Raw genomic sequence first — 24,214 nt, forward strand, 5'->3', positions numbered from 1 at the left:
AAGAAAAATTAAACCACCTATCCCCTAAAGAATTTAGGGAACAGATGGTTTAGGTGTTTTGATATGTGTCCCGTTTTCGGGGTTCACTTCAAATTAAGAGTTGTCTTTTTGTGTAATAAATTTTACAAAATCTGAAGATATACAAACGACTAGAATACGTTATGGTTGTTATTATAACAAAAACGAATATTATTTTGAATAAAAAAATATTCGTTTTTGAGCTTTTTGTTAACAATGTTCACAAATAAACTTTTTGTAAAGGTTTTCTTTGAATATAATTATTTATTTTAAAAATATAATCATGGTTATTGTTTTTCGAGGGTTTCCTTATAAACCTTAGCTATATATTTGACAAAATCAATGACGGGATAGTGTATGAGTGAACGATGCTGCGCAAAGAGAACCCCTTCTTTTTCCATTTTGGAAATAAGTTGTTCAATTTTTAACTCTTTTTGTTGTATCCTATTATAATTTTGGTATACAATGTTTTTCCATTGATAGGAGGATCCGTGAAAATAACTCTCTCCTTTTACCATATGACTAAATATTATTTCTATTTTTTCTCTACGTTGTGTTTCCTTCATATGAGCTTCCGTTGACTGCATGTTTATCGCCTCTTCTCTTTGTGCACGGTCTAACCGTGTAAATAACCCCATCATAGTCAATGTACAGTGATCTTGTTGGGAATTTGTCGTCTAAGGCTATCTCATCAACTGTATATATTTTTCAAGCGCTTAATCTAATATATTGGGTCTAACATCTAAATAAGTTGTTAGTGTGTATAAAATACCATTACTCTTTTCAGTTTTTGCTACCAATAACAAAATTAGAAAGTAGCGAAAACGCATGAAAGATTAATTGTTTATCAATCTTTATTATAAAACGATTCTTTATGGGCATGCACCTTTTTATAATCACCAAGATTTACAACATGACGAGTATCTTCATCCATGAATGTTATTCTCTATTTACTGATGATCGTTTTTTTATCTAGGCTAAGCAACACACCGTATGCCTCAGAACCCCTTTTATAAAAAAGGACAATATATGTAACGGTTCCCCTTTTGATTTGAAAAAATCATATAAAAATATAGGGCTCTTAAAGAGTTTTGTTACAAATTTGTTATGTTTGACTTAAAAAAAGGAAAGTAATATTTATTTGTAGAAAATTTTTAAGGATAAAAATGAATGTAAAAATAGAATGACTATCTATGATAAGAAAAGGGGGCACTTATATATGCTAACAAATGATTTAGATTTCCGATTAGAACCACGTTTAAAAGAACTGTATGAACAACATAAAATAAGAGCGCAGAAGATAGACTGGGGTTATCATGAGTTTTTACCATGGGATAAGGGAATGGACTTTAAAAGAGTTCCTTGGGATGAAAGTCAAGTTACTCTTCCTTCTGGTGTAATTACGGCCATTGAAACAGCTTTATTAACAGAGGTGAATTTACCATGGTTTACAACGTATTTATCTGCGACTTTTAAAGGGTCCCTTTCTGTTATTACAGACTTTATTCATACTTGGACTTCAGAAGAGGATCAACATTCGAATTTATTGGAGACATATTTACTACTCACTCGAAGTGTGAATCCCAAACGATTACATGAATTAAGAAAGTCAGTCGTTGAGGGTGGATTTGAGCCCGATTTTCACACACCAATCGAAGCAATGACATATACGACGCTACAAGAACTTGCAACGATGGTGTTTTACAATAATGTAGCTAAGGTTGCAAGTAAGCATGATCCAGATCTTGCTACATTATTACGCCGTCTTGCAAAAGATGAAACTCTTCATTATGCGTTTTATCGAGACGTCATTCGAACACATTTGGAATTGGAACCTAATTATTGCTATCATATTGCCAATGTGATTAGGAATTTTAAAATGCCAGGTGCTGTCATGCCTGATTTTGAAAATAGAATGACTGTGATTGCAAAAGAAGCTAACTATGGGCCGCTGCAATATTTTGATCAAGTACTTGATGTAGTAGTTGATTATTGGGGGTTAAAAGACTTACGACCCATTGCACCTCTAGCTGAAAAAGCAAGAATTGAGATTTTGGAGTACCAAACAAGATTGAAAAAAATACGGGATCGATTTGGTCGTTTTCAAGGGAAAACTGATCTACGTTAATGAGTAGAGATTTCAGAATATACGCGGGGAAATTCCCCTTCCCTTTATTAGAAATCTGACACGCCCCCTATTGTTTTGGGGGTGTTTTTTACTTAATTTAATTTTTGTCAAAAAAGTGGTTGACGATAAAAATGATTTTATGATATTATAAAATATTTGATAAAAAATCACATATATGTTAAGGTTAAGAAGGTTACCATATATGGAGGTGGATTATATGTTTCAAATTGGCGATAACATTGTTTATCCAATGCACGGAGCAGGTATAATTGAAGCCATAGAAGAAAAAGAATTCTCAGGGGAAAAACAACAGTATTTTGTTATAAAAATGTCAATCAGTAATATGCAAGTCATGATTCCTATGGGTAAAATATTAAGTTCGAGTATACGCCCAGTTACTGATATACTTGCATTAAAACACATTATACACATTTTTCAGCATGGAGAATCAGATGAATTACTGCCGTGGAAACAAAGGTATAAAGTGAACACGGACAAAATAAAAACGGGTGAAATACAAGAAGGTGCTGAAGTTGTACGTGATCTAATGCGTATGAAAAAAGAAAAAGCACTGAATACAAGCGAAAAAAAAATGTTGGATAACGCACATGAATTTTTGATTAGTGAACTGGGATTAATTAAAGGGATCACTGAAAATCAATTAAAAAGTTTCTGTTAAGGTTCATTATAGATAATGTATTACATCCCCCGAAAATATCCTGAATTTTTCGGGAATATGATGATTATTAAAAGTAAATCATTTCAAAGACATTCAACTTCTTCAACTCACTTTTAGAGTAGGAACCTCTTTTGTTATTACTTCAATCTAATCCATTTTTATTTTTATATTTCTTTTACGAACGTTCGAAGTTTCATCAAATAACTCGATCAAATAGTCACTTGATTTTTGCAATCCTGATTCACACTGGCACGGACAAGGAGCCGTAAGGATGAAAGAGAGGTAGGGCTTTCATTGTTTTAGGTATATATATCTAAGTCATTATTTCTAGAAGAAAAAATAATCAATCTCATCTCTATCTTTAAGAATTTTCTACATTTACTGAGACAGTGAATATTAATTGTTTATCTTCTTTTCATAAAAGAGATACGCGAGTTGGTAACATCTAAATATATGGTCAACGATAAAAATTGATGGAATTTCTAGAACTAGAAACCATTTTTATAATTCATTTAACATAATAAAATGATATGAAACAATAAGAAGGAGTGAAGATATGAAACACATGCCGACGCAAGAATTAAGTAACGAGTTAAAGAAGCGGAAAGGGATTACTTCTATTAAGATTGAGGCCTATGAAAAAATTGAAGTTGGTGGAATTCTTGTAGATGGACCGGCTGTTATTTTAATTAATCAAGAATACCTAAAAATTGTTGAATGAGCGAAGAAAAGGATTATCCTTTACGAAAGGGAGGATCCTTTTTGTTTTCTGTTGATAATAATAGGATATACATATCATCTGATGCGATGGGATTAAAAGAAAGGAGAGGGTCGGGATTATCATAGCGGAAAGCTTAATATTGGTAGTATTTCTTTTTACGTTATATAAATTAGTTGCTTAAAAAAATTAATTATTTGAACCGATAGATTGTTTTCTTTTTAAGGGCGAGATTTATTTTATAGGAAAATTGATAATTTTAAGGAGGAATTTAGATGTATGCAAGGAAACAACGCATAAAATACGAGAAGATGTCAAAGAACTATGAACGGATTTCTTTAGTTTCGTTGCTCCTATTAATTGTACTTGTTTGTAGTAGTGTAATTATCATAGGAGCTACAGGGGGGGAATATGGAGTGTTTTTGTTGGTAGCGATTTTACTTAACGCACGTATTACGAAAGAATCTCAAAAAAAGTATGAGCAGTATTCTAATAAAGGGCATATTTAAAATGATACATGTCTTGAAAGGAACACCCTGGATGTACATTCAAAATACCCCTATATCATTGCCTATTAATGAGTTATTTGGAGGGCAATTACTGTAGTGAATAAAATATGGTAAGTGTACCGAATCCCTCCGTATTATCAGGCATTACAATCAGCAATTCGTAAATATGTAGTTATTGAAACTGTAAGAGGAAAGTTAAAAGATGTGAAACCAGATTATTTGCTCATTGAAGATACGGTGCCGTATATTGTACGCATTCAAAAAAATGTATGGATTATGCCAAAACAATAATCAAATTACATCTAATTTGATTAATACCAGATTGACGTCATAGACGAACAAATAAAAACACAGGGTTTTATCTCTGTGTTTCTTCAAATTTCCGTTTTTGAATATATGCTTGAGCATGAATAATTTCTTCCTGAAGTTCTTTTAATTCTTCCATAGATCCTGATTCAATAGCCATGTAAGTAGTAACTAAGCTAATCATCATATCCATCTTCTCTACTATATTTTGAATGACCTGTTCAGATTGCTCTTTTTTAGGGTGTTGTATTGCTATTAATACATTTTCCATATAATTGTTCTTTCCTATGAAAATCACAAAAGTTTTGAAGAGTAAGCCTTCATCTTTTGTTCTATAATATGTAGACTTATATTTTTACTCCGAAATTTTTTGGAATATATGTGGTAACTTTTCGGACAGTGATTTGTAAAACTGCATGAACGGATAGAGAAGGTCATACAAAGGGAAGTGCGATCATCCGAAAAACTAAACAAAAATTTCATTTTGTAGAAAAGAGGAATGGATATAAAAACCTATAACGATCTAGTTAATAAATGTGAGTATACCCTTAATAGAGGATGGACACCACGAGCTGTATATAGTTTTATGGAGGCGCATTCGGGTTGGAGACCTGACAGTATCACTTATACGCTTGATGAAGCGACTAAAAGAGCAGCTAGCCAAAGCTAACTGCTCATAAAATCCGAAACCAGCAGATGAAGGAAACTGTATTAAGTGATTGGAAGAAGAATAAAACTTCATTTACCGTAATTGAATTACAAATTAACAAATGATAAGAAAGCATCGATTCGAGTGCTTTTTATTTCGGAGGAGGATGAAGAATGATTATAGTCGCTTGTGTAGGGATAGTGGGCGAGGTATTTAACGAACTAAAGTAAGGTAAGCCTAAACACATTAGAGCAAGAAAGGTTTGCTAAAAGGGGTGCATTTAGATGAATAGAGATAATTTGGATTTATTTAGATAGATTATTAAAAGAAGATAATAAACCGATGGAATTGAAAGAAAAGTATGAGATTCATGAACGGTATAAATATGCTATTGAGACGATAATGGAAATCTAACACGGAAAACATGGACAACATATCATACCCAGTCAAGATTATATGCATTTTTTTAGATCAGAATGTTATATAGCAGACACAATTCAAAATTATAAAGTAGTCATGGGTGGGAGAGTTGCGGGCAATTAATCATCAAATGAAAAAATCAGTAAAAGCGATATATTTTGCGACGACAAGAGAAGAATTAGAAAGGGTAAAAGCAGAAATTGGAGCAAGACTTAAACTACTTGAAGAACAATTAGTGGCACAAAAGTCGGTCAATCGAAAACGAATAAACCAAAGAGGGGCAATTTAATATGTCGGTCTTTTTTATTTTGTATTTTGTATTAATTACGGCTTAGGTAAAGAAATATCTTTTATAAATTCACACTGAATAGGGTTGTCTCATAATATATAAAGATTGTTGTATTATTTTTTTAGAGCAGGATGTGAATGTATGGAAGATGTATATGCAAAAATCGACAGCCTAAAAGCAGAGCAAAAAGAAATCATGCGAGATATTCGTAACTTGGAAACTCGTACAACTATAAATGAAAAAGATATTTCTACAATCAATAAGCAACTAGAAAAAATCAGTCTGAATACCACATGGATTTTACGAATTGTTATTAGCGCAATAGTTATGGCAGTTCTAGGGTTAATAATAAAAGGTGGTATTTAGGTTGTTTGTATAAAAGTATTTGCTATAGAGGGACAAGCGTCTCTCTTTTTATTTTGAAATGAGGTGGCCAAAGTGGAAGAATGATAGGAAGTAAGAAGCGATGTTCAACAAGTTCTCAGTGTTATCAGCTTTGATGAGAAATATCATGTTGGGCATTTAACAAAGTCTCTTAATCAGTTATGATTCTGATTCTTACAATGGTCTTAATTAGATTACAAAACGGAGTAATTGGAAAACAGGCGCGAAAAGAGGGGGTAACTACAATTGAAGAGTTCAGAGGTAAGGGCTTTAATAGATAAATGTATTTATTTTATTCAAATCAAACTGAAGTTGAAGTAATGAACAGAGGTTTAGATAATTTTGTGGCAATTCCAATTAATGAAACAGTAGAAAAAATAAAATGGGACATGTCCAGATCCTCTTTTGTCAACATCTCCCCCCTTAAAAAGTGAGGGAGGAGTTTTTCTGTACAGTTTAAAAATAATTAAAAACAAGAGGATGGTTAATAAAGTGGAATTGTTGTAAAAATAGTAGGATATATACTTTGAGGTGTATATCCTATAGAGGGATGATATTGTATGGTTTCATAATAAGGTATAGCGGGATGTTGATAGTATGGCATATGCTGCATTGCATGATATACTGCATGCATTGTTGATTGAGCTCCATGGGTTGTATAGACTGAGCCAATTGCCCTGTTTTTAATACAGTAAGGATTTATCATAATAATTCACCTCAGTTAATAATTAAATTGACATTTATATAATATGTCTAAAAACTAAACGCGGTCACATCAGGATTATGCAGATTTATAACGATAGTGAGATAAACCTAGTCATATCAAGTATTATCAATACAGGTATACTCTTTTGATAATATTGTTGTTTGACACATTATAAGGCTTTTGAATGTCTCATATACACTTATCAAAATTAAAAAACATCTTAACGTTGTTAAAATATGAGTATTCTCTAAACTAGAATCCTTTAAACGGGCCATTGAGCATTTTGGAGAATCTGAATTAGTATATAGGTTTTGGAACGATAAGTCCGGAAAAGGTAACTTGATTTCAAAGCATCCAGAATCCACTTAAAAAAGTAATAAAAAACACTCCTGAAAATTTTGTAATGCTGTTATAACTGGATAGCAATGGGTGCTACCCCATTATAAAATAAGAAAGAGTCCTGGATGTTCAGGACTCTTCACTACTCTTCACTACTTTAATTACTATTATGTATATATTTTTTTTTTATTTCTCTCATGATCCTCCGCTTTAGTAACAACCCCTTCACGCAATGATGATTGCATGAAGATTTTTTGCAAGTTTACTTATTTTTTTGTCTCATTGACCCAGTTAATAATGTCCTGAATGACGTACTCGGGAACATTTGCAGGGATTTCATACTCACTAGGAAGACTTAAATCACCATCTCCTTCTGTAAAGGCATGGTTCAATTTCGGATATGTTTTGAACTGAATATTCCCGCGGTTTGAGAGTCCTTCTTGCCATCTTGTAAATTCATCTTTTACTGTTACTTGATAATCGCGTGCTCCTTGCAGAATCAATAATGATTCTTTAAGTGTTTTTGCTTCCTCAACAGGACGCCAGCGAGCAACATCATACATGAAATGCGGGGATGGATAATTGTAACCGGCTGGTGGGCCGTCTGGATCAAAAGTAGGATCCTGGTAATAGGCGAATTGTCTTTTTAGTTCATTGATTACTTCCTTTGGTGCCCCGAGGTATTGATACTGATCAATGAGCACATCAGTTATAGGTCGTGCGGGTGGTGCTAGTAATATACTGCCTCGAACAAGTGAAGAAGGTGCTTTGCTCAGTATACGCGGCATCGCGCCACCTCCTTGGCTATGTCCGAGAATGAAAATGTTACTTGGGTCAACGCCTTCCTGCTGCGCTGCTGATTTTGCTGCGTATATGGCATCTTCTGTTGTATCTCGGTCTAAGGTAATAGGTTCTTCACTCATCTTTAATGTGTGTTCTAAGGAACGTTTTTCATAGCGTAAGACTGCAATTCCGTTAGATGAAAGGCCCGCTGCAAGGTCTCTAAACAATTTTGTCCCCATGTTTGTACTATCACGATCATTCATACCAGAACCATGAACAAGAACAACAACGGGCACCTTTTCACCAGGCTTATGTTTCGGAATCGTTAACGTGGCTGGTAAAGGGTATGTAGAATTTCCAATTACGATTTCTCGTTCTTGATAGGAGTCAGGTCGATCATAGATAGGATGCGGTATGGCATATGTATTTTTAGGTGTCCTTTGCCCAACTTCATCTACTTTCCCGCCTGGTGTGAATTTAAGCAAAACTGGAATCGTAGTTCCTTCGAACTCTATTGGAATCTCAACTGTCTGATGAACCAAGTTACGTTCTTTTACTTCTGCTGTTCCTATGTTTTTAATCCCACCACCATTACTTTGTGTCCACCAATCTTGCAATTTTTGTGCAGTAAACTTCGATTGAAAAGCAGCGGATGTTAATTGCAGGGCTTCTGCATATTTACCATGCTGGAGATATTCAAAAAATAATGTTGTACGATCGGTTAAAGTGATTTGTTTCTTTTCTATAGATTGTTCCGCGCGTGTATCCGCGTGAATAGGCGATGTAATTGGAAAAGATGAAACCCCTAAAGATAAGAGAAGGGTAATGGAAAGTGCTGATTTTTGTATGTTCCGTTTTTTTGTCATGTTTTAACCTCCAAAATGCGATAGTAAGAAATTGGGATGGTAATTAGTGGAATGGTTCCCTCTTGGAGTTTCGGTACATGTAAGGGGGAATCCTGCATAAATATCATAAAAAGCACGTTTGAAATAGTAGGGGATTATAGCAACGTATAGATACACGAACCCGCGATATACCATAGAAATCAATAGTTTTTCAGACAACTATTACAACCTCGTTATGATGTAGGGGAAGAAAAGCAATAAGAGATGGAGGGATAAGATGAAGAAATTTTTGTGGATGATTTCTACAATGTGTATCGCTTTAGGATTGGTAACAGGGTGTAGCAGCAAAGGTCACGTTTATACTCAAATAACATACGAGGATAAGGAGTTTGACCGGAAGATAGGAAGCGAAACAAAGGGAAATAATAATGAACAGGATAATTATGAAACCATATCCGTGCCTGTAAAAAAAGAAGAGTATACGGGTAAAATACAGCACCCAGAATTGATTGAGCAAACGATGAGGCCAGTACCAGGGGAAAATAAGAAGCAATACAAGAACAAAATCGTTAAAGCGACGATATCATTTGGTGGGAACTATGGTTAGTTATGTTGATACATACGAGTCATGTGGTGTGAGTTTTTATTGTAATCGTGTAATAGTAGGGAAAGGTAGGTTGCTGGAAACCCGCTGATATAAAGGTATCCACAATCAATTACTTATATTCAGTTTACATAACATATCTTATCAGAAGTTGTGGAAATTAAATCGAAGTCTGTCTCAAAATGAAAAGAATTCTTATCTTATTGAGACAGTTAAAAGAATTTCAAAGCTATGTTTTCAATTCTGTATTATAATTAAATTGGGCTCAACTTTTACATAAAACAAGAGTAATAAAGAACATTTTTGAAGTAAAAAGCAATAAAAGAAACCATCTCTTTCGATATTATAAACACCTCAGTTTCGAGTATAATACAGCCGATTTAGCCCTAAGGGCTTAACTGAGCTGTTTTGTCTTAAATTTATCTAATTTTGAGTTTTTATGTTGTTTACACTCTATTAGTAAACGTACAATAAACAAAGATATGTAAAAGCGGACAGAGCTGGAATCAAAAAATATTACTTACTGATGAAAAGTGAATAATGAATAATGAATTCTGTTGGATGAACATAAAAGAATGGAAAGAAGGGAGAAAAAACATACCTCAACAACTTCGCACGAAATACCAATTTTACGCAGAATAATACGATTATATAAAAATCAAATACAGTATCTAGGGATTTCAAGCCCAAGTGCATGAATATTGGTATACGCCATATAATTGATGTTTTATATAAGAATAATCAAATGCTGAATTACTCATAAGCAATTTTTATAGTGAATTACATTTTAATTTATAAGAGCTTTTCTTGTGTTGATCTAACTAACTCCTGATTAACCTTGATTAAATTAACCAATTCACATTTTATAATGATTTTTAAACTGTGTTCATGTATTCATTTTGTTAGAACTTATATTTGAAAATCGTTTTATTTTATATACATATATAATTTTTATCGCCAAATATGAATTTATCACTTGGTTATCTATAACTTTTATTAGAATAATTACACTTTCCCATTCAATTTCGAGTGAATTTTAGTATTACATAATTAAATTATGTAAATAAGTTCGTGTAAAAATTGAATTTAATGCGAACTTGTGTTCGTATCATTTTTCTGTTATAGTATATATGAGGTGATTTTTATGGATTACAGCAAACAACGTCAAAAATCCGTACATCGTAAGAAATTATACGAAAATTTAAATGAAATGCCATTTTACATAGAAGAATTTGTGGAGTACAAAGAATTGCATGATGCCTCTCCCTCCACCCTACTGAATTATGTATATGATTTTAGAGTCTTCTTTAATTGGCTATTATCTGAACAAATTATTGAATTTAAGTCCATTAAAGACATATCCTTCTCTGATTTGGAGAATTTAAGGAAAAAAGATATTGAGAACTTTATGAGATTTCTAAAACTACAACAAAACATGCAAAATTCCTCTGTTAACAGAAAAATTTCAGCTTTAAAATCTTTATTTAAGTATCTTACTTCCCTTTCAGAAGATGAAGATGGAGAATGCTATTTTTATAGAAATGTAATGGCTAAAATTGAAATACATAAAGATAAAGAAACATTAAACGCCCGTGCGAAGCGTATGAGATCTAAAATATTCCATAATGATGACGATCAAGAATTTTTAAATTATGTTAAGTTTGAACATGAAAAAGCTTTAACAAAACATCAATTGTTCTATTTCCTAAGAGATAAAGATCGTGATGTAGCTATTCTCTCTCTCTTTCTTGGTAGTGGTATTCGTGTAAGTGAATTGGCCGATCTTCGTATGGAAGATATAAACTTAAAAGAAAGACTAATTGATGTAATACGAAAAGGAAACAAAGAAGATTCTGTATGGATTACCCCAATTGCATTGAATGATCTTGAAAAGTATATGGAAATTAGAAATAACAAATATGCTCCAGGGAAGGAATTAAAAAATGTGTTTCTATCGAAGTATAAACATACTGCACAGCCTCTTTCGGTTAGGGCTATCCAAGATATAGTAGAAAAATATACTAAGGCTTATGGTAAAAAAATGTCTCCTCATAAATTAAGACATACACTGGCAAATAAATTATATATGGAGGAAAAAGACTCATTACAAGTGATGCAGCAACTTGGGCATACCAGCCAAGATACGGCCTTATTATACACACAGCTTGGAGAAACAACTATTAAAGATAGCTTAGGCAGAATAGGAAAAAAAAATAAATAATAAAAGTTCAGCAATGCAAAATTGCTGAACTTTTATTATTTTCCCTGCTGTTAGTGGTTTTAAATGTTATGTATTATTCATTTCATCTTTAATTTTATTATATAAAAAATACATAGTTTAAATTCTAATCTAATTGGTATATAAAAACTCTCTCTAGTTAGATTAGATAAATGAAAATTTTAGATTCCTACAATTGTTGTTTACGTTAAATCGGAATTTAACGAACACTTGGAAGGATTGTAGGTTAAGCTCCCCTCCTATTGTACAACGACATTGTAGAAAGACAAGAAAATGGAAACTTTTTATACAAGAAAGTAGATACTTCTATTCCTATCATTGTTTTAGGACAAGAAAATGGATACTAAACGAATCATTTTTATTGGTAATTCGATATTGCACGCTATAAAATTAGTATCCAGTTTCCTGTCTTTCTACAAAAATTCCTCAAAGAATTAGAGATACAAGTAAAAATAAAACAGCTACTATACTGAAAGCAGCTGTTTCCTAATGTATTTATCTTCTATGCATTTGTAGTAATGTTATCGTTAAATTTTCTAAATCTCCATCATTTTTAATTTCCTGTATGACTTTTCCTTCTTTCATAAAGAGTATCCGGTCACCAATTTCAGCAGCTACATCCATCATATGTGTGGAAAAAATAATCATGGTACCATCTCTTTTTAAAGTCTTTAATATTGTTAAAAATTCATCTACCCAATACGGATCCAGGCCATTTGTCGGTTCGTCTAATATCAAAATTTTAGGATTTCCAAGGTACGCCTGCCCAAATAATAGCCTCTGTCTCATCCCTTTAGATAATCTATGTAACCGTTCATTTTTTTTCTCATTTAAGCCTATTGATTTAATAACTGCCTGTACTTTTTCTTTTCCTATATTTCGAAAAGCAGCATAAAAGAATAAAAATTCTTGAACTGTCATATCTTGCTGTGCATGAAAATCATCTGGCATATAACCTATTTCACTCACATACTGTTTTCTATCTTTCTGTAATTCTATATTCCCTAATTGAACGGTACCAGTTGTAGGTGTTGTAATTCCAGCAATTATATCAAGGAGCGTACTTTTCCCAGCTCCATTCCCACCGCATAATACGATACACTCTCCTTGTTTACTTTGAAATGAGATTGGAGATAATGCTATTTTCTTTTTATATCTTTTACATACTTCTTTGAGATTTAATACTGTCATTTTTTTCTTCTCCTCTCCATTTGCCACCCCGCCACAAACAAGAACACGATTGTATAGATAATGCAGTATATTAGTAGAATCCAAATAACAGCTTTACTTTGAAAAATCATTACCAATTGATCATATACTTGCCCAAATATTGCTCCACCACCTAATTGAATTACAAATATAATTCGAAGGAATTCTGCTGGGTTGCAAAACAATAACATTTTTATTAATGGTGCAATCATTGAATATGGAACAAAATTAAGAACACTAATTAAAGCCGTTGGCCACATCATAATAAGAAAGAACCAAACTACGATACTTATGGCTAAAGCTTGCCACCTAGTTATAGAAAAAGAACCGATTGTTATTCCCAGTAATAAAAATAAAAAAATTAATAAAACAGAGAAGATATACGTTGCTACCACCCAAAATATATCAAAATTACTACCGCTTACTAACCCAATGATTATACTTACTCCAAAACTCATTGAAAAAATAGCTGTTTGCGCTATAAATTGACCGATTATTTTACCTATTACATATGAGGTACTCTTTAAAGGATACGTACATAAAAGTCTCCATTTCCCATTTTCCACTTCGCCTGCGATAGAAAATGCTCCTATAATTAACATAAGTAAGGGTACAATATATAAAATAAGGTTTACCATTGTCCCCGTCACATTTGTATAACCTACTAAAGACGGGGTATTTCTTTCCATAACAAATATTAAAGAAAATATAGTTATCCAAAGAAACAAAAACATGTATGCAAGTTTACCCCTTGCTGCACTACGCCATTCTGAATATAATATATTCCACATAGCTATTCACCTCTCTACTGAAAAAGACAACCATAGTTGGTTGTCTTTTTCTCACTAATTTTTCATAGTAATAATCACTTATTAGTGAGAATGTCCACTACCATGATCTTTCTTTTCTTTTCCCATCATCTCTTTATTCATTTCCCATTTATGTTCTGCAAGCTCTTTAGAAGAAAGGATTTTCCCAGTATGTTTTTCTACGAAGCTGTCTGCATCTTTCTTTTCTTTAAAAGAAATTACATTATAAGCCATTGGCGTCTTAATTGATTTGTCATATATATATGTAGCTTTATCCACTGCAACCCAATCTTTTGTATTGTAATCTCTTACAAATTTCTCTTGTGTTTTTTCATTTTTATGTTCATCCATCCATTTATACATACAACCAATATCATCAAATTTTAGAGCTTTTCCATTTTCTAAAATAACCTCAGTTGCAAATTGATTATCCATTACTGCCATATTACAAATATCACACTTATCATTTTTTTCATTAATAGCAACCGGCTTTGTTTCTTTGTTACCACATCCTACTATGGCAAATACCATACATAAACAAATAGCAAATAACATATACTTAACTCTCATCAATTTTTCCTCCCTAAAATAAACAATATACTTCCCATTAGTAACATACTTACACTTACAATCAAAATGTTAGACTGAAATGCCGTCCCCTCACCTTTTTGCGGAACACCTTTTGGCCTCATACTAGGCTCTTTATCTAGCAATAAAGATTGATCTGGAATTTTTATGAAACTTTGTAAAATACGCATCCCTGGTGATTGAAAGAACAACTGATATTCTGGAATATCTTGTGTTAACAGAAGAAAATAGGCATCTGCTTTGTATGGAATATTACTAGTACCTGAACCGTCTGCATCTACTTTTAAAGAAGCGTCCCAATAATTATTATAGATATTGTTTTCCCTGCTTTGTGTAGCTTGCGATTCATTAACATTCCCCATTATTACATTTTGAGTAAATTCATTTGCACTGGCATCTTTAAATTGTAAACCGATAAAATTATTAGAAATTGAGTTATCCATAATAGTATTGTGATCTGCCTTTTCTACATAAACCCCTACTCTATTATTAGCAATTTCATTTTGTAAAACTTTTGTTTTTGTCGCATCATATAGTAATAAGCCTTGTGCATGAACATTACTTTTATTGTAAATAAAGCGATTTCCTACTACAGATGTTTCCTTTGTTCCCATAATCATAGCACCTGTTGTATTTTCTTTTGATATATTTTTTTCAACAACTGTCCTATCAGAATACATAAGATGAATGCCATAACGAGACTGCCAGATTGTATTTTCCTTTATTGTATTATTGTCGCTTTGTTCCAAATAAATACCATCACGGGCATTTTGGATTTTGATGTTCTCAATAAGATTGCGATTGGATTGCCATAAATCAATTCCATTAGCCCGTCTTTGTCCAACGATCATACTATTCTCAATCTTTATATCCCTAGCATTTTCTAACTTAATCCCTATATATGACGTATGAACTTCCAATCCACTGATGTAGTGCTTATCTCCCTCTACAAATATTGCTGGCTGATTAGTACTATCATTACATTGTTCTATTTTCAAATCTTTAAGGATAATGTTTTCCTTATTTATTGTAATGACAGGATCTTTACCACAAGAGATTATTTTAGTATTTTTATCTCCTTGTATTGTAAGCGGTTTCGATATTTTAATTGTTTCATTATAAGCTCTATTCTCTAATGTAATTGTTTCATATGGGGAAGCCGCGTCAATTTTTGATTGTAATGTAGACTCCGCATGAATACTTACTCCTGGAAAACAAAAAAATAAAAATAACAGAAGAGGAGAACAAATCTTCTTCATATACAGTTCCCTTCTCTCAAAGCTATTAGTTATCACTATAGAAGAGAATACCAATAATTTGTGTGAAATTTGTGAAAAATAAACGTAGTTTTTGTGATACATATAAGATTATACCTGAAGGTAAAAGAGTTACTACACTTCATTAGAACATGATTTTTAAACAAATAAGTTTGTTTAAAGAAGCCAATACCTACAACTCATTTATTCGCAATTATACATACGATATTTATATAAACCCAGTCAAGAAATTACTACAAGTAGTTATTGAATTACGTACAAAAGAAAAGTTTGTTAAGGCAGCCGTATAAGAGTTATGAACATTATTTTTTATTTGCGTATGTACCACCTTTTTATAGTACCATGTTTTACTACTTGCCTAACATCATCTACTTCAATTTTCATTATTTGTGAAACATCTACAACAATTGTATTCTGCAGAACACTCACTACAAATCCCGTTAATTGCAAGTTAGGATTTTTACGATATGAAAATTGAACGTAATCCCCAATTGCTGCCTTTTTGTTATGCTCCATTTGGTACCCCCTAAATTATCATTAATTATTCAATAGGTTTCCCCTTTTTTGCTTCTTCATACTGGTTGGCAAGTTTATAAAAGAACACGTAATCCTATTTTTCATAGCCTCTACTGCAGTAATTATACCGATAAGACTTCAATCTTAAATAAAATAAATACTTAATTATTTTATGGATTTTGTATAGCACTTTTATATTAAAATGAAAGTAAATTAACATTCAAAAATTCACTTTCAAATATTATATTATTACTGGCTAAGTAGTTTAGACCTTCTTGTCCTATGTTCAAAAGGTTTAGACTTTCATGTCCAGTTATTGAGACATGAAAGTACCTACAAAATTTATGATAATGGCTATTTATCAACGATTGTTCATGAGATTTTAGTTTAGACTTTTATGTCTTTTTACAATTAATGATTTGTTGTACAAGGACATGAAACTCCAAACTATTTAGACAAGAAAGTCTAAACTTTCGCTTTTAGATATTGGTTGGGACAAGAAACTCTAAACTAAAATTTTATAGATTTACAGAACTAACCACATTTAATCTTGTGCAAGATGCTCCCCTTCTTACCTAATGACCTATACCATCATTTCCATTAATTTATTAATATAAATATAATGTTTTTGATGGATGATGAGGGTTACATTATCTTGAAGGAAAACTTTCCCCCCAACAATTCATATATGATTCAAAAGGTCTATGTATTTTTGAAGTCCTTCAAAATGTTTTCTCGAACCTTTCGACACATTGATTTTTATAGAAATATAACTACTTCAAAAGGCGTACCTTTTGAAGCGGAATTTCAAGTAAGTTGCACTCAATGTTTTTATAAATAAAAAACATTATTCAAACAAAAAAGAACCCATTTTGATTAAACTCCCAAAATAGATTCTTTTTATTTATTACTAAATAGACTGTTTAACTTTTTTTTACTTTCGATTTACAATCCATCTTTTTATATTTAACCCTATCATTATGGCAGTTAAAATACTCCATAATCCCACAGTGAAACCTAAAGGATACTGATTAATAAGAGGGATTTTTGTCAGTATATCATTAACAATTAATTTTAAGCCATTTCAACCAACCTCATCCAGTAAATTAATTTTATGGTCTGGAAAGAGTCTATATCTATTTCTAGCCCTACCTACTATACCTTCGTACTTCATTCACCAGCTTTTAGCAACAAGGATCCTGAGAAAGAAGTTAGTAATTAATACTTAAGAGACTGATTCAAATTGACTATTATACAGATCCGCATAGAATCCACCTTTGGCTAGTAACTCCTCATGGTTTCCAGTTTCTAAAATGTCTCCCTCTTTCATCACTAGGATCAAGTCAGCATTTTTTATCGTCGAAAGACGGTGTGCAATGACAAAAGATGTTTTCCCAACTGTTAAACGATCCATTGCTTTTTGAATTAATAATTCCGTACGTGTATCAACTGAGCTCGTAGCCTCATCTAGAATTAATAATGGGGCATTTTCAATCATCGCACGGGCAATCGTAATTAATTGTTTTTGTCCAGCTGATAAATTCGCTTTATCATTTAATACGGTATCATAACCTTTAGATAAGTTTTTAATCGTATTATGCAGCCCAACTGCTTTACATGTTGCTATGATTTCTTCATCTGAAACATTTTCCTTGGAATAGACAATATTGTCGCGAATCGTCCCTTCGAATAGCCATGTGTCCTGAAGTACCATACAGAATAGATCATGCACATATTCACGAGTTAATTGATTTATAGGAACACCATCAATAGTAATTTCTCCACTGTTGAGTTCATAGAATCGCATTAATAAATTGACTAATGTCGTTTTTCCAGCGCCCGTTGGACCTACGATAGCTACTTTTTGTCCTGCATTCACTTTAGCAGAGAAGTCTTTTATGATTAGACGATCTTTATCATAGCCAAATTTAACATGATTAAATTCCACATCCCCTTTGACATTGTCTAATCTCATTGTTTTTTCACTTTCATCTGACAATTCTTCTTCTGCTAAAAATTCAAATACGCGTTCACTTGCTGCTGCTGTAGATTGCAGATTCGTTGCAGCTTGTGCTAATTGTGATAAAGGCTGTGTGAACAAACGAATATAGACCATAAAGGCAACGATTGTTCCAATTGTAATTACACCATTTGTCACAAGTAATGCACCAACAATACAAACTGCTACATACCCAAAGTTCCCGATAAATTGCATGATAGGCATCATAATCCCAGACATAAACTGTGATTTCCAAGCATTATCAAAAAGACGATCATTGATTGTATGGAATAATTCTTTTGCTTCCTTTTCGCCGTTATATGCTTTTACGATATGGTGACCTGCATACATTTCTTCAATATGTCCATTGATTTTCCCAAGTTCAGCCTGCTGCTGTACGAAGTATTTTTGAGAACGCTTCATAATCAATGTCATTAGAATAAATCCAATTAAGGTTGCAACAATTCCTGTTATAGCCATAATCCAGTTGGTATAGAACATCATTATCAATGCGCCAACAAAAGTTGCGATTGCCGTTACTAATTGTCCTAGGCTGTTATTTAGCGTTTGGCCAATTGTATCAACATCATTTGTTACACGGCTTAATATATTTCCATAACTCGTTTTATCAAAGTAACTTAAAGGGATTCGATTCATTTTTTGCGATAATTCTGTACGCATTTTTTTTGTGATTTTTTGTGTTACCGTTGCCATTATAAACCCTTGTATATAATTAAATACCAAACCTAATCCGTAAAGAACCACTAAAATGATTCCAATATTTTTGATTGCACCTAAATCAATGTCACCCCTAATCCCTTCTTGGATAATGTCGGTCATTTCACTTAATTTTTCTGGGCCATATACATTAAATGCAGAACCCACAAAAGCTAATATTAAGGCGAAAATAACAATGGGTACATAAGACTTACAGTAGGAAATCAGCTGTTGAATCGTTTTTTTGAAATTGTTTACTTTTTGTCCTTGGGCCCTGCCACCCATTGGACTATGCCCTCCGCCCATCTGTCTCTCATTTTTTGAGTTTTTTTCATGATCTCCAATGGTATAATCATTTTTGGCCATCAGTCAATTCCTCCTTCGAAAGCTGAGAATATGCAATCTCTTGATACGTCTCGCAGTTATCCATTAATTGTTCATGTGTTCCATTCCCAACTACTTCTCCCTCTTCAAGAACAATAATGCGGTCTGCATCTTTAATTGTTCCGATGCGCTGTGCAACAATTAAGGTAGTGGCATCCTTCGTTTCTTTTCTTAAAGCAGAACGTAGAACCCTGTCTGTTTTGTAGTCTAATGCCGAAAACGAGTCATCGAATATATATATTTCAGGTTTTCGATAAATTGCACGAGCAATCGATATACGCTGTTTTTGTCCCCCAGATACGTTTGTACCACCTTGTGATATCTGCCCTTCATATTGTCCTTCAAGTTTTTCCACGAATTCTTTCCCTTGTGCAATTTCCAATGCTTCTTTGACAGCATTTAGTGATGAATCCATATGTCCAGATTCTCCATAAGAAACGTTAGAAGTTACAGTACCACTGAATAACACAGACGATTGTGAAACGTAGCCAATTTTATCATGTAGAGTTTCTTGTCTGTAATTCTTTACATTTATTCCATCAACCAATACTTCACCTTCAGAAACATCATTGAAACGAGGAATTAAATTTACCAAACTTGTTTTTCCACTCCCCGTGGATCCAATAAAAGCTACCGTTTCTCCTTTTTTTGCAGTAAAGCTAATATTACGAAGAATATGGTTCTCTGAATCTGGATATTTAAAGCTAACATTGCGGAACTCAATCTCTCCCACAATACCTGGTTTTCCTTCTGTAACTGTACCCTCTTTAATTGTCGCTTCTGTTTCAAGTACTTCCATAATACGTTTTGCTGATACCGTAGCACGAGGTAACATAATAAAAATCATACTTACCATCATAAACGCCATTACAACTTGCATGGCATACGCTGAGAAAACAACTATATCCGAGAAAACTGTAATTCGATTTATCATCTGTGCTTCGTTAATCAAATAAGCACCAATCCAATAAATTGCAACACTTAAACCAGACATAATCGCAGTCATTCCTGGTCCAATAATTGCCATTAAACGATTGGCAAAAAGATTTGTTTTTGTTAATTCCATATTAGCTTTTTCAAATTTATTTTCTTCATAGCCCTTAGCGTTATAGGCACGTACGACGCGCATCCCTGTTAAGTTCTCACGAGTTACACGGTTTAAATTATCAGTAAGAGTTTGGATGATTTTGAACTTTGGTATTGCAAATAGAATAATCACAGCTAACATCATGCATAAAACGACAACTGCTATACCTGTCGCTGTTGTCAATTGCCAGCTCTTTCCTGAAATTTTCATGATTGCCCAAACAGCTAGAATTGGTGCTTTTACAATTATCTGTAATCCCATTGCCACAATAAATTGAATTTGCGTAACATCATTAGTTGAACGAGTAATCAAGCTTGCTATCGAAAAACGATTAATTTCTTCCAACGAAAAAGATAAAGTTTTATCAAAAACTAATCCGCGTAGACGTTTTGATAATCCCGCTGCAACCTTAGCAGCAAAGTATCCTACAATAACAGCAGTAACCATACTTCCTACTGCACAGAGTAGCATATATGCTCCAGGTCCAATAATTTGAGAAAAGTTCGTACCCTCCATTTGGATTAATGTCGTGATTTCAGCCATATAGTCCGGTAGCTTTAAATCAAGCCAAACCTGTACTGTAATGAATGCTATACTTAATAGAACAAGTATCCATTCATTCTTTTTTAAATACTTAAATATTTTCAACATATCGATTCCCCTTTTACCTTATAGTGTAAGATATTCGAAAAATTATTATGCAGTCCAGTGCTGAACTACAAATTTAGCAATACACATTAAAACTGCCCATTTTTCCGAAGCCTATAAGGGATTTTATATATGATTATAAGAACAAACGCTTTGAAAGCTCTACAAACTTCTACACGTCTTCTTTCCGAAGCTTTTTCAGTTTCATTTCCATTTTCTTAATTCCTTGTTCGTGTTTCTCTAAAATGATTTGTTTACCAGCATCCATAGAAATGATATCAGCTATCTCAAATTTTATTTTCATTTCATCTAGAATTTTAATATATTAACGAAAGAAACAAGTTTGACAAACTTTCACATAGATATAGAAGAATGTAAACCAGAGAATCTTTCTATCCTTTCTGGTTTACATTCTTTTTGGTAAAAAAGAGAATCATCTTTGAATCGACTAACTTATTTTTTCATTCAGCACATCTGATTGATCCGAAATTGGAACTGTTGTCCGCTTAAGGAAAAATGAGAGAATAAATGCAAAACCAGCAATAACAGCTGAGACAAGAAATGCATCATTGATTCCTGAAATAGTCGCTTCCATGGAAATATGCTGTTGTATTTTTAATAAAGCATCACCTGTAGGTGCACTTGTTAGCTTGCCCATAGTATCCGTCATCATTTCTTCTACATGTATTGCCGTACGATTAGACATAATTGTAACAAGTAGACTGCCACCAATTGCTCCAGATACTTGTTGAATTGTACTATTCATTGCTGTACCATGTGGTGTGAATTTTGGTGGTAATTGATTTAAACCGTTCGTCATAATCGGCATCATAACCATTGAAATACCGAGCATACGTGCTGCATATAAGACGACTAAATGCGTATACCCTGTTGAACCTGTTAGCTGACTAAATAAGAATGTGGTAACAATCACGATAGCTAAGCCAATAAATGCCAACATTTTCGGACCAAACTTATCAAATAATTTCCCTGTAATTGGCATCATAATCCCCATAATTAATGCTCCTGGTAACATGAGTAAACCAGAATCCATAGCAGAAATGCCACGAATGTTTTGTAGATAAATCGGTAATAACAGCATGGCAGAGAACATTGCCATATTTAACGCAACAGAAATGACGGATGATAGAGCGAACATTGGATATTTATATACTCTAAAATCAAGCATTGGCTCATCAAGCTTAAATTGACGAACGATTAACCCGACTAATGATGCCAGTCCTAATACAATTGTTAAATAAACATTTGGTGAATCCCAGCCGCTGTTACCAGCAGAACTAAATCCATATAAAATACCACCAAAGGCTAACGCAGATAACACGACGGATAAAACATCAATGGTATCATTAGTTTTTTCTTTATAATCCTGTAATTTAAAGTAACCTAAAATCCAGACTAAGAACATAATTGGTACCATCATTAAGAATAAAATTGGCCAATCATAATGTTGAATAACCCATCCAGATAAAGTTGGACCAATAGCTGGTGCGAAAATCATTACTAAACCAAACATTCCCATAGCGGAACCACGTTTTTCGGGTGGAAATGTTGTGTATAATACGTTCATTAGTAGCGGCATAATAAGCGCTGCTCCTGAAGCTTGAATCATACGAGCAGATAATAATATTGGAAAGCTTGGTGCAAATCCACCGATTAATGTACCAACTGTAAATAATCCCATAGCGGTTAAGAATAGACGTCTAGCTGTATATTTTTTGATTAAAAATGCAGTTGTCGGGATTAAAATCCCATTGATTAACATGTACCCCGTCGACAACCATTGTACGGTTGAAGCACTCACATCAAAATCCTTCATAATAGCTGGTAGAGCTATGTTAAGTAACGTGTTACTTAATAAAGCAACGAATGCCCCAGTCATTAATATAAACAATAATCCAAAAGAAGTTTTTGATTGTTTTTCGGACATATATATACACTCCCTTCACCTTTTGTACTTCGTGTACATTTATATACTTTCGGTTTAACAAAACTTATGATACATCATTAGCGGTCTATTATCAACAAAAATATACCATCCGTACAAAATTGTACGGATGGTATATTTTTGTTATAATCTTATTATAAATATGGAAGCATAAATTACAAAGGAGTGCAGATAGTGAATAAGAAAAAAAAGTATGTTATAGATAAGGCACATGAATTATTTATTGAAAAGGGATATCATGCTACATCTATTCAAGATATTTTAAATCATAGTGGGATTTCAAAGGGTTCTTTTTATAATTATTTTTCTTCCAAAGGCGAACTGTTTAAAACTGTATTTAGTTCCATTCTAGAAGAGATAGAAATAGAACGGGATAAACTACTCATTGGAGAAGATTGTACAGATATCACTGTCTATATAGAACAAGTTATTCTTATAATGGAGCTTAATAAAAAAAATAAATTAATGCAATTAATCGAAGACGTGATTGTATCTAATGATCCAGAGTTGATTACATTCATAAAACAGTCTAAATATCTATTTTTAAATTGGGTATATAAACGATTCTTAAATATCTTCCCAGAGAATAAAGCAATTTATTTAATGGATTGTGCAGTTATTTTCATTGGTATTTTGCAGAATATCCTTCATACGAATAATGTCTGGAATGAAACAATTACAACAAAGCAGATTGTTTCATATTGTATGGATCGAGTAAATACCATCTTAGAAGATATTAGTAAAAAAGACATTCAGCTATTTACACCCGATCACATAAATGAATTATTACCTCAATCAAGTTACAATGATTTTTTTAATAATGAGTTCTCAATTGCTACGTTAAACTTAAAAAAAACAATTGAGAAGACATTAAATGATAAAGAACAGAAAATAACTACCTATTTAAGTCTGTTACATTTTATACAAGAAGAAATTATGTATAATAAGGAAAATCCGAGGATATTTTTAATCGAGAGTGCTTTATCAACATTGAAAAACAGTCATGAACTCAATAAGAGGCAGGAGTATATACAGTACGAAGAAATTTTAAAAAGTATGAATTATCATCCGATTTCATAAAAAATTGTAAGTAAGAATGATAATCCAATTGCATCTCGGTTCAAACTAAGGAAAAATATTTCAACAAAGATTAATTAATTTGTAAACATCCTATACAATTAAATACGAATGTATATGTGAAAAATTCAGCTTAAAATCAGATTTGAACTAAAAGTAATCCCATAATCTATTTTTACACGTATCTCAGCTGCCCCATCAAACTACTATTTTGAAGTATTCCCAAAACGAAATTTTCATCTCTCTACAACTATTTATATGAATTTAGTTCGTTTTTGGGGGATAATAAATTTCTTAACTTGAGGACGATGGGATACCGCT

Annotated in this window: 21 protein-coding genes and 2 pseudogenes; 10 read left to right on the forward strand and 13 right to left on the reverse strand. The window is 32.7% G+C overall.

Annotated elements, in window-relative coordinates:
• Positions 1–305: 305 nt before the first annotated feature.
• A complete protein-coding gene (locus ABH957_RS28445) occupies positions 306–605 on the reverse strand; it encodes a hypothetical protein (protein ID WP_002144219.1) in 300 nt (99 codons plus the stop codon).
• A gap of 632 nt (positions 606–1,237) precedes the next feature.
• On the opposite strand from ABH957_RS28445, the gene ABH957_RS28450 reads away from it, so the two are divergent.
• From ABH957_RS28450 to ABH957_RS28470, 5 genes and pseudogenes are all read left to right on the forward strand, one after another.
• The gene (locus ABH957_RS28450) at positions 1,238–2,146 is read left to right on the forward strand and encodes an acyl-ACP desaturase (RefSeq protein WP_404458025.1); all 909 of its coding nucleotides are present in this window, start codon (positions 1,238–1,240) and stop codon (positions 2,144–2,146) included.
• Positions 2,147–2,363: 217 nt separating this feature from the next.
• Positions 2,364–2,825, forward strand: a complete 462-nt coding sequence (locus tag ABH957_RS28455; RefSeq protein ID WP_404458028.1) for a CarD family transcriptional regulator — start codon at positions 2,364–2,366, stop codon at positions 2,823–2,825.
• A 556-nt stretch (positions 2,826–3,381) separates the two neighbouring features.
• The gene (locus ABH957_RS28460; RefSeq protein WP_002187312.1) at positions 3,382–3,546 is read left to right on the forward strand and encodes a BC1881 family protein; all 165 of its coding nucleotides are present in this window, start codon (positions 3,382–3,384) and stop codon (positions 3,544–3,546) included.
• Positions 3,547–3,818: 272 nt separating this feature from the next.
• The gene (locus ABH957_RS28465) at positions 3,819–4,052 is read left to right on the forward strand and encodes a hypothetical protein (protein ID WP_002204044.1); all 234 of its coding nucleotides are present in this window, start codon (positions 3,819–3,821) and stop codon (positions 4,050–4,052) included.
• A gap of 107 nt (positions 4,053–4,159) precedes the next feature.
• Positions 4,160–4,343 (forward strand): annotated as a pseudogene (locus ABH957_RS28470) (DUF2642 domain-containing protein).
• A 67-nt stretch (positions 4,344–4,410) separates the two neighbouring features.
• Here ABH957_RS28470 and ABH957_RS28475 read toward each other — a convergent pair.
• Entirely contained in the window at positions 4,411–4,629 is a 219-nt protein-coding gene (locus ABH957_RS28475) for a hypothetical protein (RefSeq protein WP_078178979.1), read from the reverse strand.
• Between the two features lie 898 nt (positions 4,630–5,527).
• Between ABH957_RS28475 and ABH957_RS28480 the strand changes: the two genes are divergently transcribed.
• Together ABH957_RS28480 and ABH957_RS28485 are read left to right on the forward strand one after the other, a co-directional pair.
• Complete coding sequence (locus ABH957_RS28480; RefSeq protein WP_404512773.1) at positions 5,528–5,716, forward strand: glutathione S-transferase family protein; 189 nt, start codon at positions 5,528–5,530, stop codon at positions 5,714–5,716.
• Between the two features lie 141 nt (positions 5,717–5,857).
• Complete coding sequence (locus ABH957_RS28485) at positions 5,858–6,082, forward strand: hemolysin XhlA family protein (RefSeq protein ID WP_016093737.1); 225 nt, start codon at positions 5,858–5,860, stop codon at positions 6,080–6,082.
• A 502-nt stretch (positions 6,083–6,584) separates the two neighbouring features.
• Here ABH957_RS28485 and ABH957_RS28490 read toward each other — a convergent pair.
• Entirely contained in the window at positions 6,585–6,806 is a 222-nt protein-coding gene (locus tag ABH957_RS28490) for a hypothetical protein (protein WP_078178978.1), read from the reverse strand.
• Between the two features lie 605 nt (positions 6,807–7,411).
• Entirely contained in the window at positions 7,412–8,794 is a 1,383-nt protein-coding gene (locus tag ABH957_RS28495) for an alpha/beta hydrolase (protein WP_404512775.1), read from the reverse strand.
• A 256-nt stretch (positions 8,795–9,050) separates the two neighbouring features.
• On the opposite strand from ABH957_RS28495, the gene ABH957_RS28500 reads away from it, so the two are divergent.
• Positions 9,051–9,380, forward strand: coding sequence for a hypothetical protein (locus ABH957_RS28500; RefSeq protein ID WP_404458033.1), 330 nt, complete (start codon positions 9,051–9,053; stop codon positions 9,378–9,380).
• A 1,141-nt stretch (positions 9,381–10,521) separates the two neighbouring features.
• Positions 10,522–11,598, forward strand: a complete 1,077-nt coding sequence (gene xerS / locus ABH957_RS28505) for a tyrosine recombinase XerS (RefSeq protein WP_404457086.1) — start codon at positions 10,522–10,524, stop codon at positions 11,596–11,598.
• Positions 11,599–12,111: 513 nt separating this feature from the next.
• Here xerS and ABH957_RS28510 read toward each other — a convergent pair.
• The 9 genes and pseudogenes from ABH957_RS28510 to ABH957_RS28550 form a co-directional block, all read right to left on the reverse strand.
• Complete coding sequence (locus ABH957_RS28510) at positions 12,112–12,807, reverse strand: ABC transporter ATP-binding protein (RefSeq protein ID WP_016119309.1); 696 nt, start codon at positions 12,805–12,807, stop codon at positions 12,112–12,114.
• Positions 12,804–13,616 carry an ABC transporter permease gene (locus tag ABH957_RS28515; protein WP_002167251.1) on the reverse strand — a complete coding sequence of 271 codons (813 nt, stop codon included), beginning with the start codon at positions 13,614–13,616 and terminating at the stop codon, positions 12,804–12,806. The genes ABH957_RS28510 and ABH957_RS28515 overlap by 4 nt, the downstream gene beginning before the upstream one ends.
• Positions 13,617–13,697: 81 nt before the next feature.
• Entirely contained in the window at positions 13,698–14,204 is a 507-nt protein-coding gene (locus ABH957_RS28520) for a nitrous oxide reductase accessory protein NosL (RefSeq protein WP_404457088.1), read from the reverse strand.
• On the reverse strand, positions 14,204–15,481 hold the full coding sequence (locus ABH957_RS28525; RefSeq protein WP_404512776.1) for a right-handed parallel beta-helix repeat-containing protein: 1,278 nt from the start codon (positions 15,479–15,481) through the stop codon (positions 14,204–14,206). The genes ABH957_RS28520 and ABH957_RS28525 overlap by 1 nt, the downstream gene beginning before the upstream one ends.
• 316 nt (positions 15,482–15,797) lie before the next feature.
• Positions 15,798–16,015, reverse strand: a pseudogene (locus tag ABH957_RS28530) (DUF2187 family protein); the annotation flags it as partial.
• 1,225 nt (positions 16,016–17,240) lie between these two features.
• A complete protein-coding gene (locus ABH957_RS28535) occupies positions 17,241–19,097 on the reverse strand; it encodes an ABC transporter ATP-binding protein (protein WP_404449120.1) in 1,857 nt (618 codons plus the stop codon).
• The gene (locus ABH957_RS28540; protein WP_404449122.1) at positions 19,084–20,853 is read right to left on the reverse strand and encodes an ABC transporter ATP-binding protein; all 1,770 of its coding nucleotides are present in this window, start codon (positions 20,851–20,853) and stop codon (positions 19,084–19,086) included. Before ABH957_RS28540 ends, ABH957_RS28535 begins: the two co-directional genes overlap by 14 nt.
• 169 nt (positions 20,854–21,022) lie before the next feature.
• Positions 21,023–21,154 carry a hypothetical protein gene (locus ABH957_RS28545; protein WP_258550634.1) on the reverse strand — a complete coding sequence of 44 codons (132 nt, stop codon included), beginning with the start codon at positions 21,152–21,154 and terminating at the stop codon, positions 21,023–21,025.
• A gap of 144 nt (positions 21,155–21,298) precedes the next feature.
• Positions 21,299–22,798, reverse strand: coding sequence for a DHA2 family efflux MFS transporter permease subunit (locus ABH957_RS28550; protein WP_002204021.1), 1,500 nt, complete (start codon positions 22,796–22,798; stop codon positions 21,299–21,301).
• A gap of 192 nt (positions 22,799–22,990) precedes the next feature.
• Between ABH957_RS28550 and ABH957_RS28555 the strand changes: the two genes are divergently transcribed.
• On the forward strand, positions 22,991–23,896 hold the full coding sequence (locus ABH957_RS28555) for a TetR/AcrR family transcriptional regulator (RefSeq protein ID WP_016093733.1): 906 nt from the start codon (positions 22,991–22,993) through the stop codon (positions 23,894–23,896).
• The last annotated feature ends 318 nt before the right edge of the window (positions 23,897–24,214 follow it).

The sequence above is a fragment of the Bacillus sp. RC242 genome (assembly GCF_044908245.1).
GTDB lineage: Bacteria > Bacillota > Bacilli > Bacillales > Bacillaceae_G > Bacillus_A > Bacillus_A mycoides.

What these genes read in the sequence shown, in the direction of transcription:
- ABH957_RS28510 (WP_016119309.1), bottom strand. Translation starts at nt 12,807, where the DNA reads ATGACAGTATTAAATCTCAAAGAAGTATGTAAAAGATATAAAAAGAAA.
- ABH957_RS28495 (WP_404512775.1), bottom strand. Translation starts at nt 8,794, where the DNA reads ATGACAAAAAAACGGAACATACAAAAATCAGCACTTTCCATTACCCTT.
- ABH957_RS28535 (WP_404449120.1), bottom strand. Translation starts at nt 19,097, where the DNA reads ATGGCCAAAAATGATTATACCATTGGAGATCATGAAAAAAACTCAAAA.
- ABH957_RS28520 (WP_404457088.1), bottom strand. Translation starts at nt 14,204, where the DNA reads ATGAGAGTTAAGTATATGTTATTTGCTATTTGTTTATGTATGGTATTT.
- xerS (WP_404457086.1), top strand. Translation starts at nt 10,522, where the DNA reads ATGGATTACAGCAAACAACGTCAAAAATCCGTACATCGTAAGAAATTA.
- ABH957_RS28540 (WP_404449122.1), bottom strand. Translation starts at nt 20,853, where the DNA reads ATGTTGAAAATATTTAAGTATTTAAAAAAGAATGAATGGATACTTGTT.
- ABH957_RS28445 (WP_002144219.1), bottom strand. Translation starts at nt 605, where the DNA reads ATGCAGTCAACGGAAGCTCATATGAAGGAAACACAACGTAGAGAAAAA.
- ABH957_RS28455 (WP_404458028.1), top strand. Translation starts at nt 2,364, where the DNA reads ATGTTTCAAATTGGCGATAACATTGTTTATCCAATGCACGGAGCAGGT.
- ABH957_RS28475 (WP_078178979.1), bottom strand. Translation starts at nt 4,629, where the DNA reads ATGGAAAATGTATTAATAGCAATACAACACCCTAAAAAAGAGCAATCT.
- ABH957_RS28500 (WP_404458033.1), top strand. Translation starts at nt 9,051, where the DNA reads ATGAAGAAATTTTTGTGGATGATTTCTACAATGTGTATCGCTTTAGGA.
- ABH957_RS28525 (WP_404512776.1), bottom strand. Translation starts at nt 15,481, where the DNA reads ATGAAGAAGATTTGTTCTCCTCTTCTGTTATTTTTATTTTTTTGTTTT.
- ABH957_RS28515 (WP_002167251.1), bottom strand. Translation starts at nt 13,616, where the DNA reads ATGTGGAATATATTATATTCAGAATGGCGTAGTGCAGCAAGGGGTAAA.
- ABH957_RS28490 (WP_078178978.1), bottom strand. Translation starts at nt 6,806, where the DNA reads ATGATAAATCCTTACTGTATTAAAAACAGGGCAATTGGCTCAGTCTAT.
- ABH957_RS28485 (WP_016093737.1), top strand. Translation starts at nt 5,858, where the DNA reads ATGGAAGATGTATATGCAAAAATCGACAGCCTAAAAGCAGAGCAAAAA.
- ABH957_RS28465 (WP_002204044.1), top strand. Translation starts at nt 3,819, where the DNA reads ATGTATGCAAGGAAACAACGCATAAAATACGAGAAGATGTCAAAGAAC.
- ABH957_RS28460 (WP_002187312.1), top strand. Translation starts at nt 3,382, where the DNA reads ATGAAACACATGCCGACGCAAGAATTAAGTAACGAGTTAAAGAAGCGG.
- ABH957_RS28545 (WP_258550634.1), bottom strand. Translation starts at nt 21,154, where the DNA reads ATGAAAATAAAATTTGAGATAGCTGATATCATTTCTATGGATGCTGGT.
- ABH957_RS28550 (WP_002204021.1), bottom strand. Translation starts at nt 22,798, where the DNA reads ATGTCCGAAAAACAATCAAAAACTTCTTTTGGATTATTGTTTATATTA.
- ABH957_RS28450 (WP_404458025.1), top strand. Translation starts at nt 1,238, where the DNA reads ATGCTAACAAATGATTTAGATTTCCGATTAGAACCACGTTTAAAAGAA.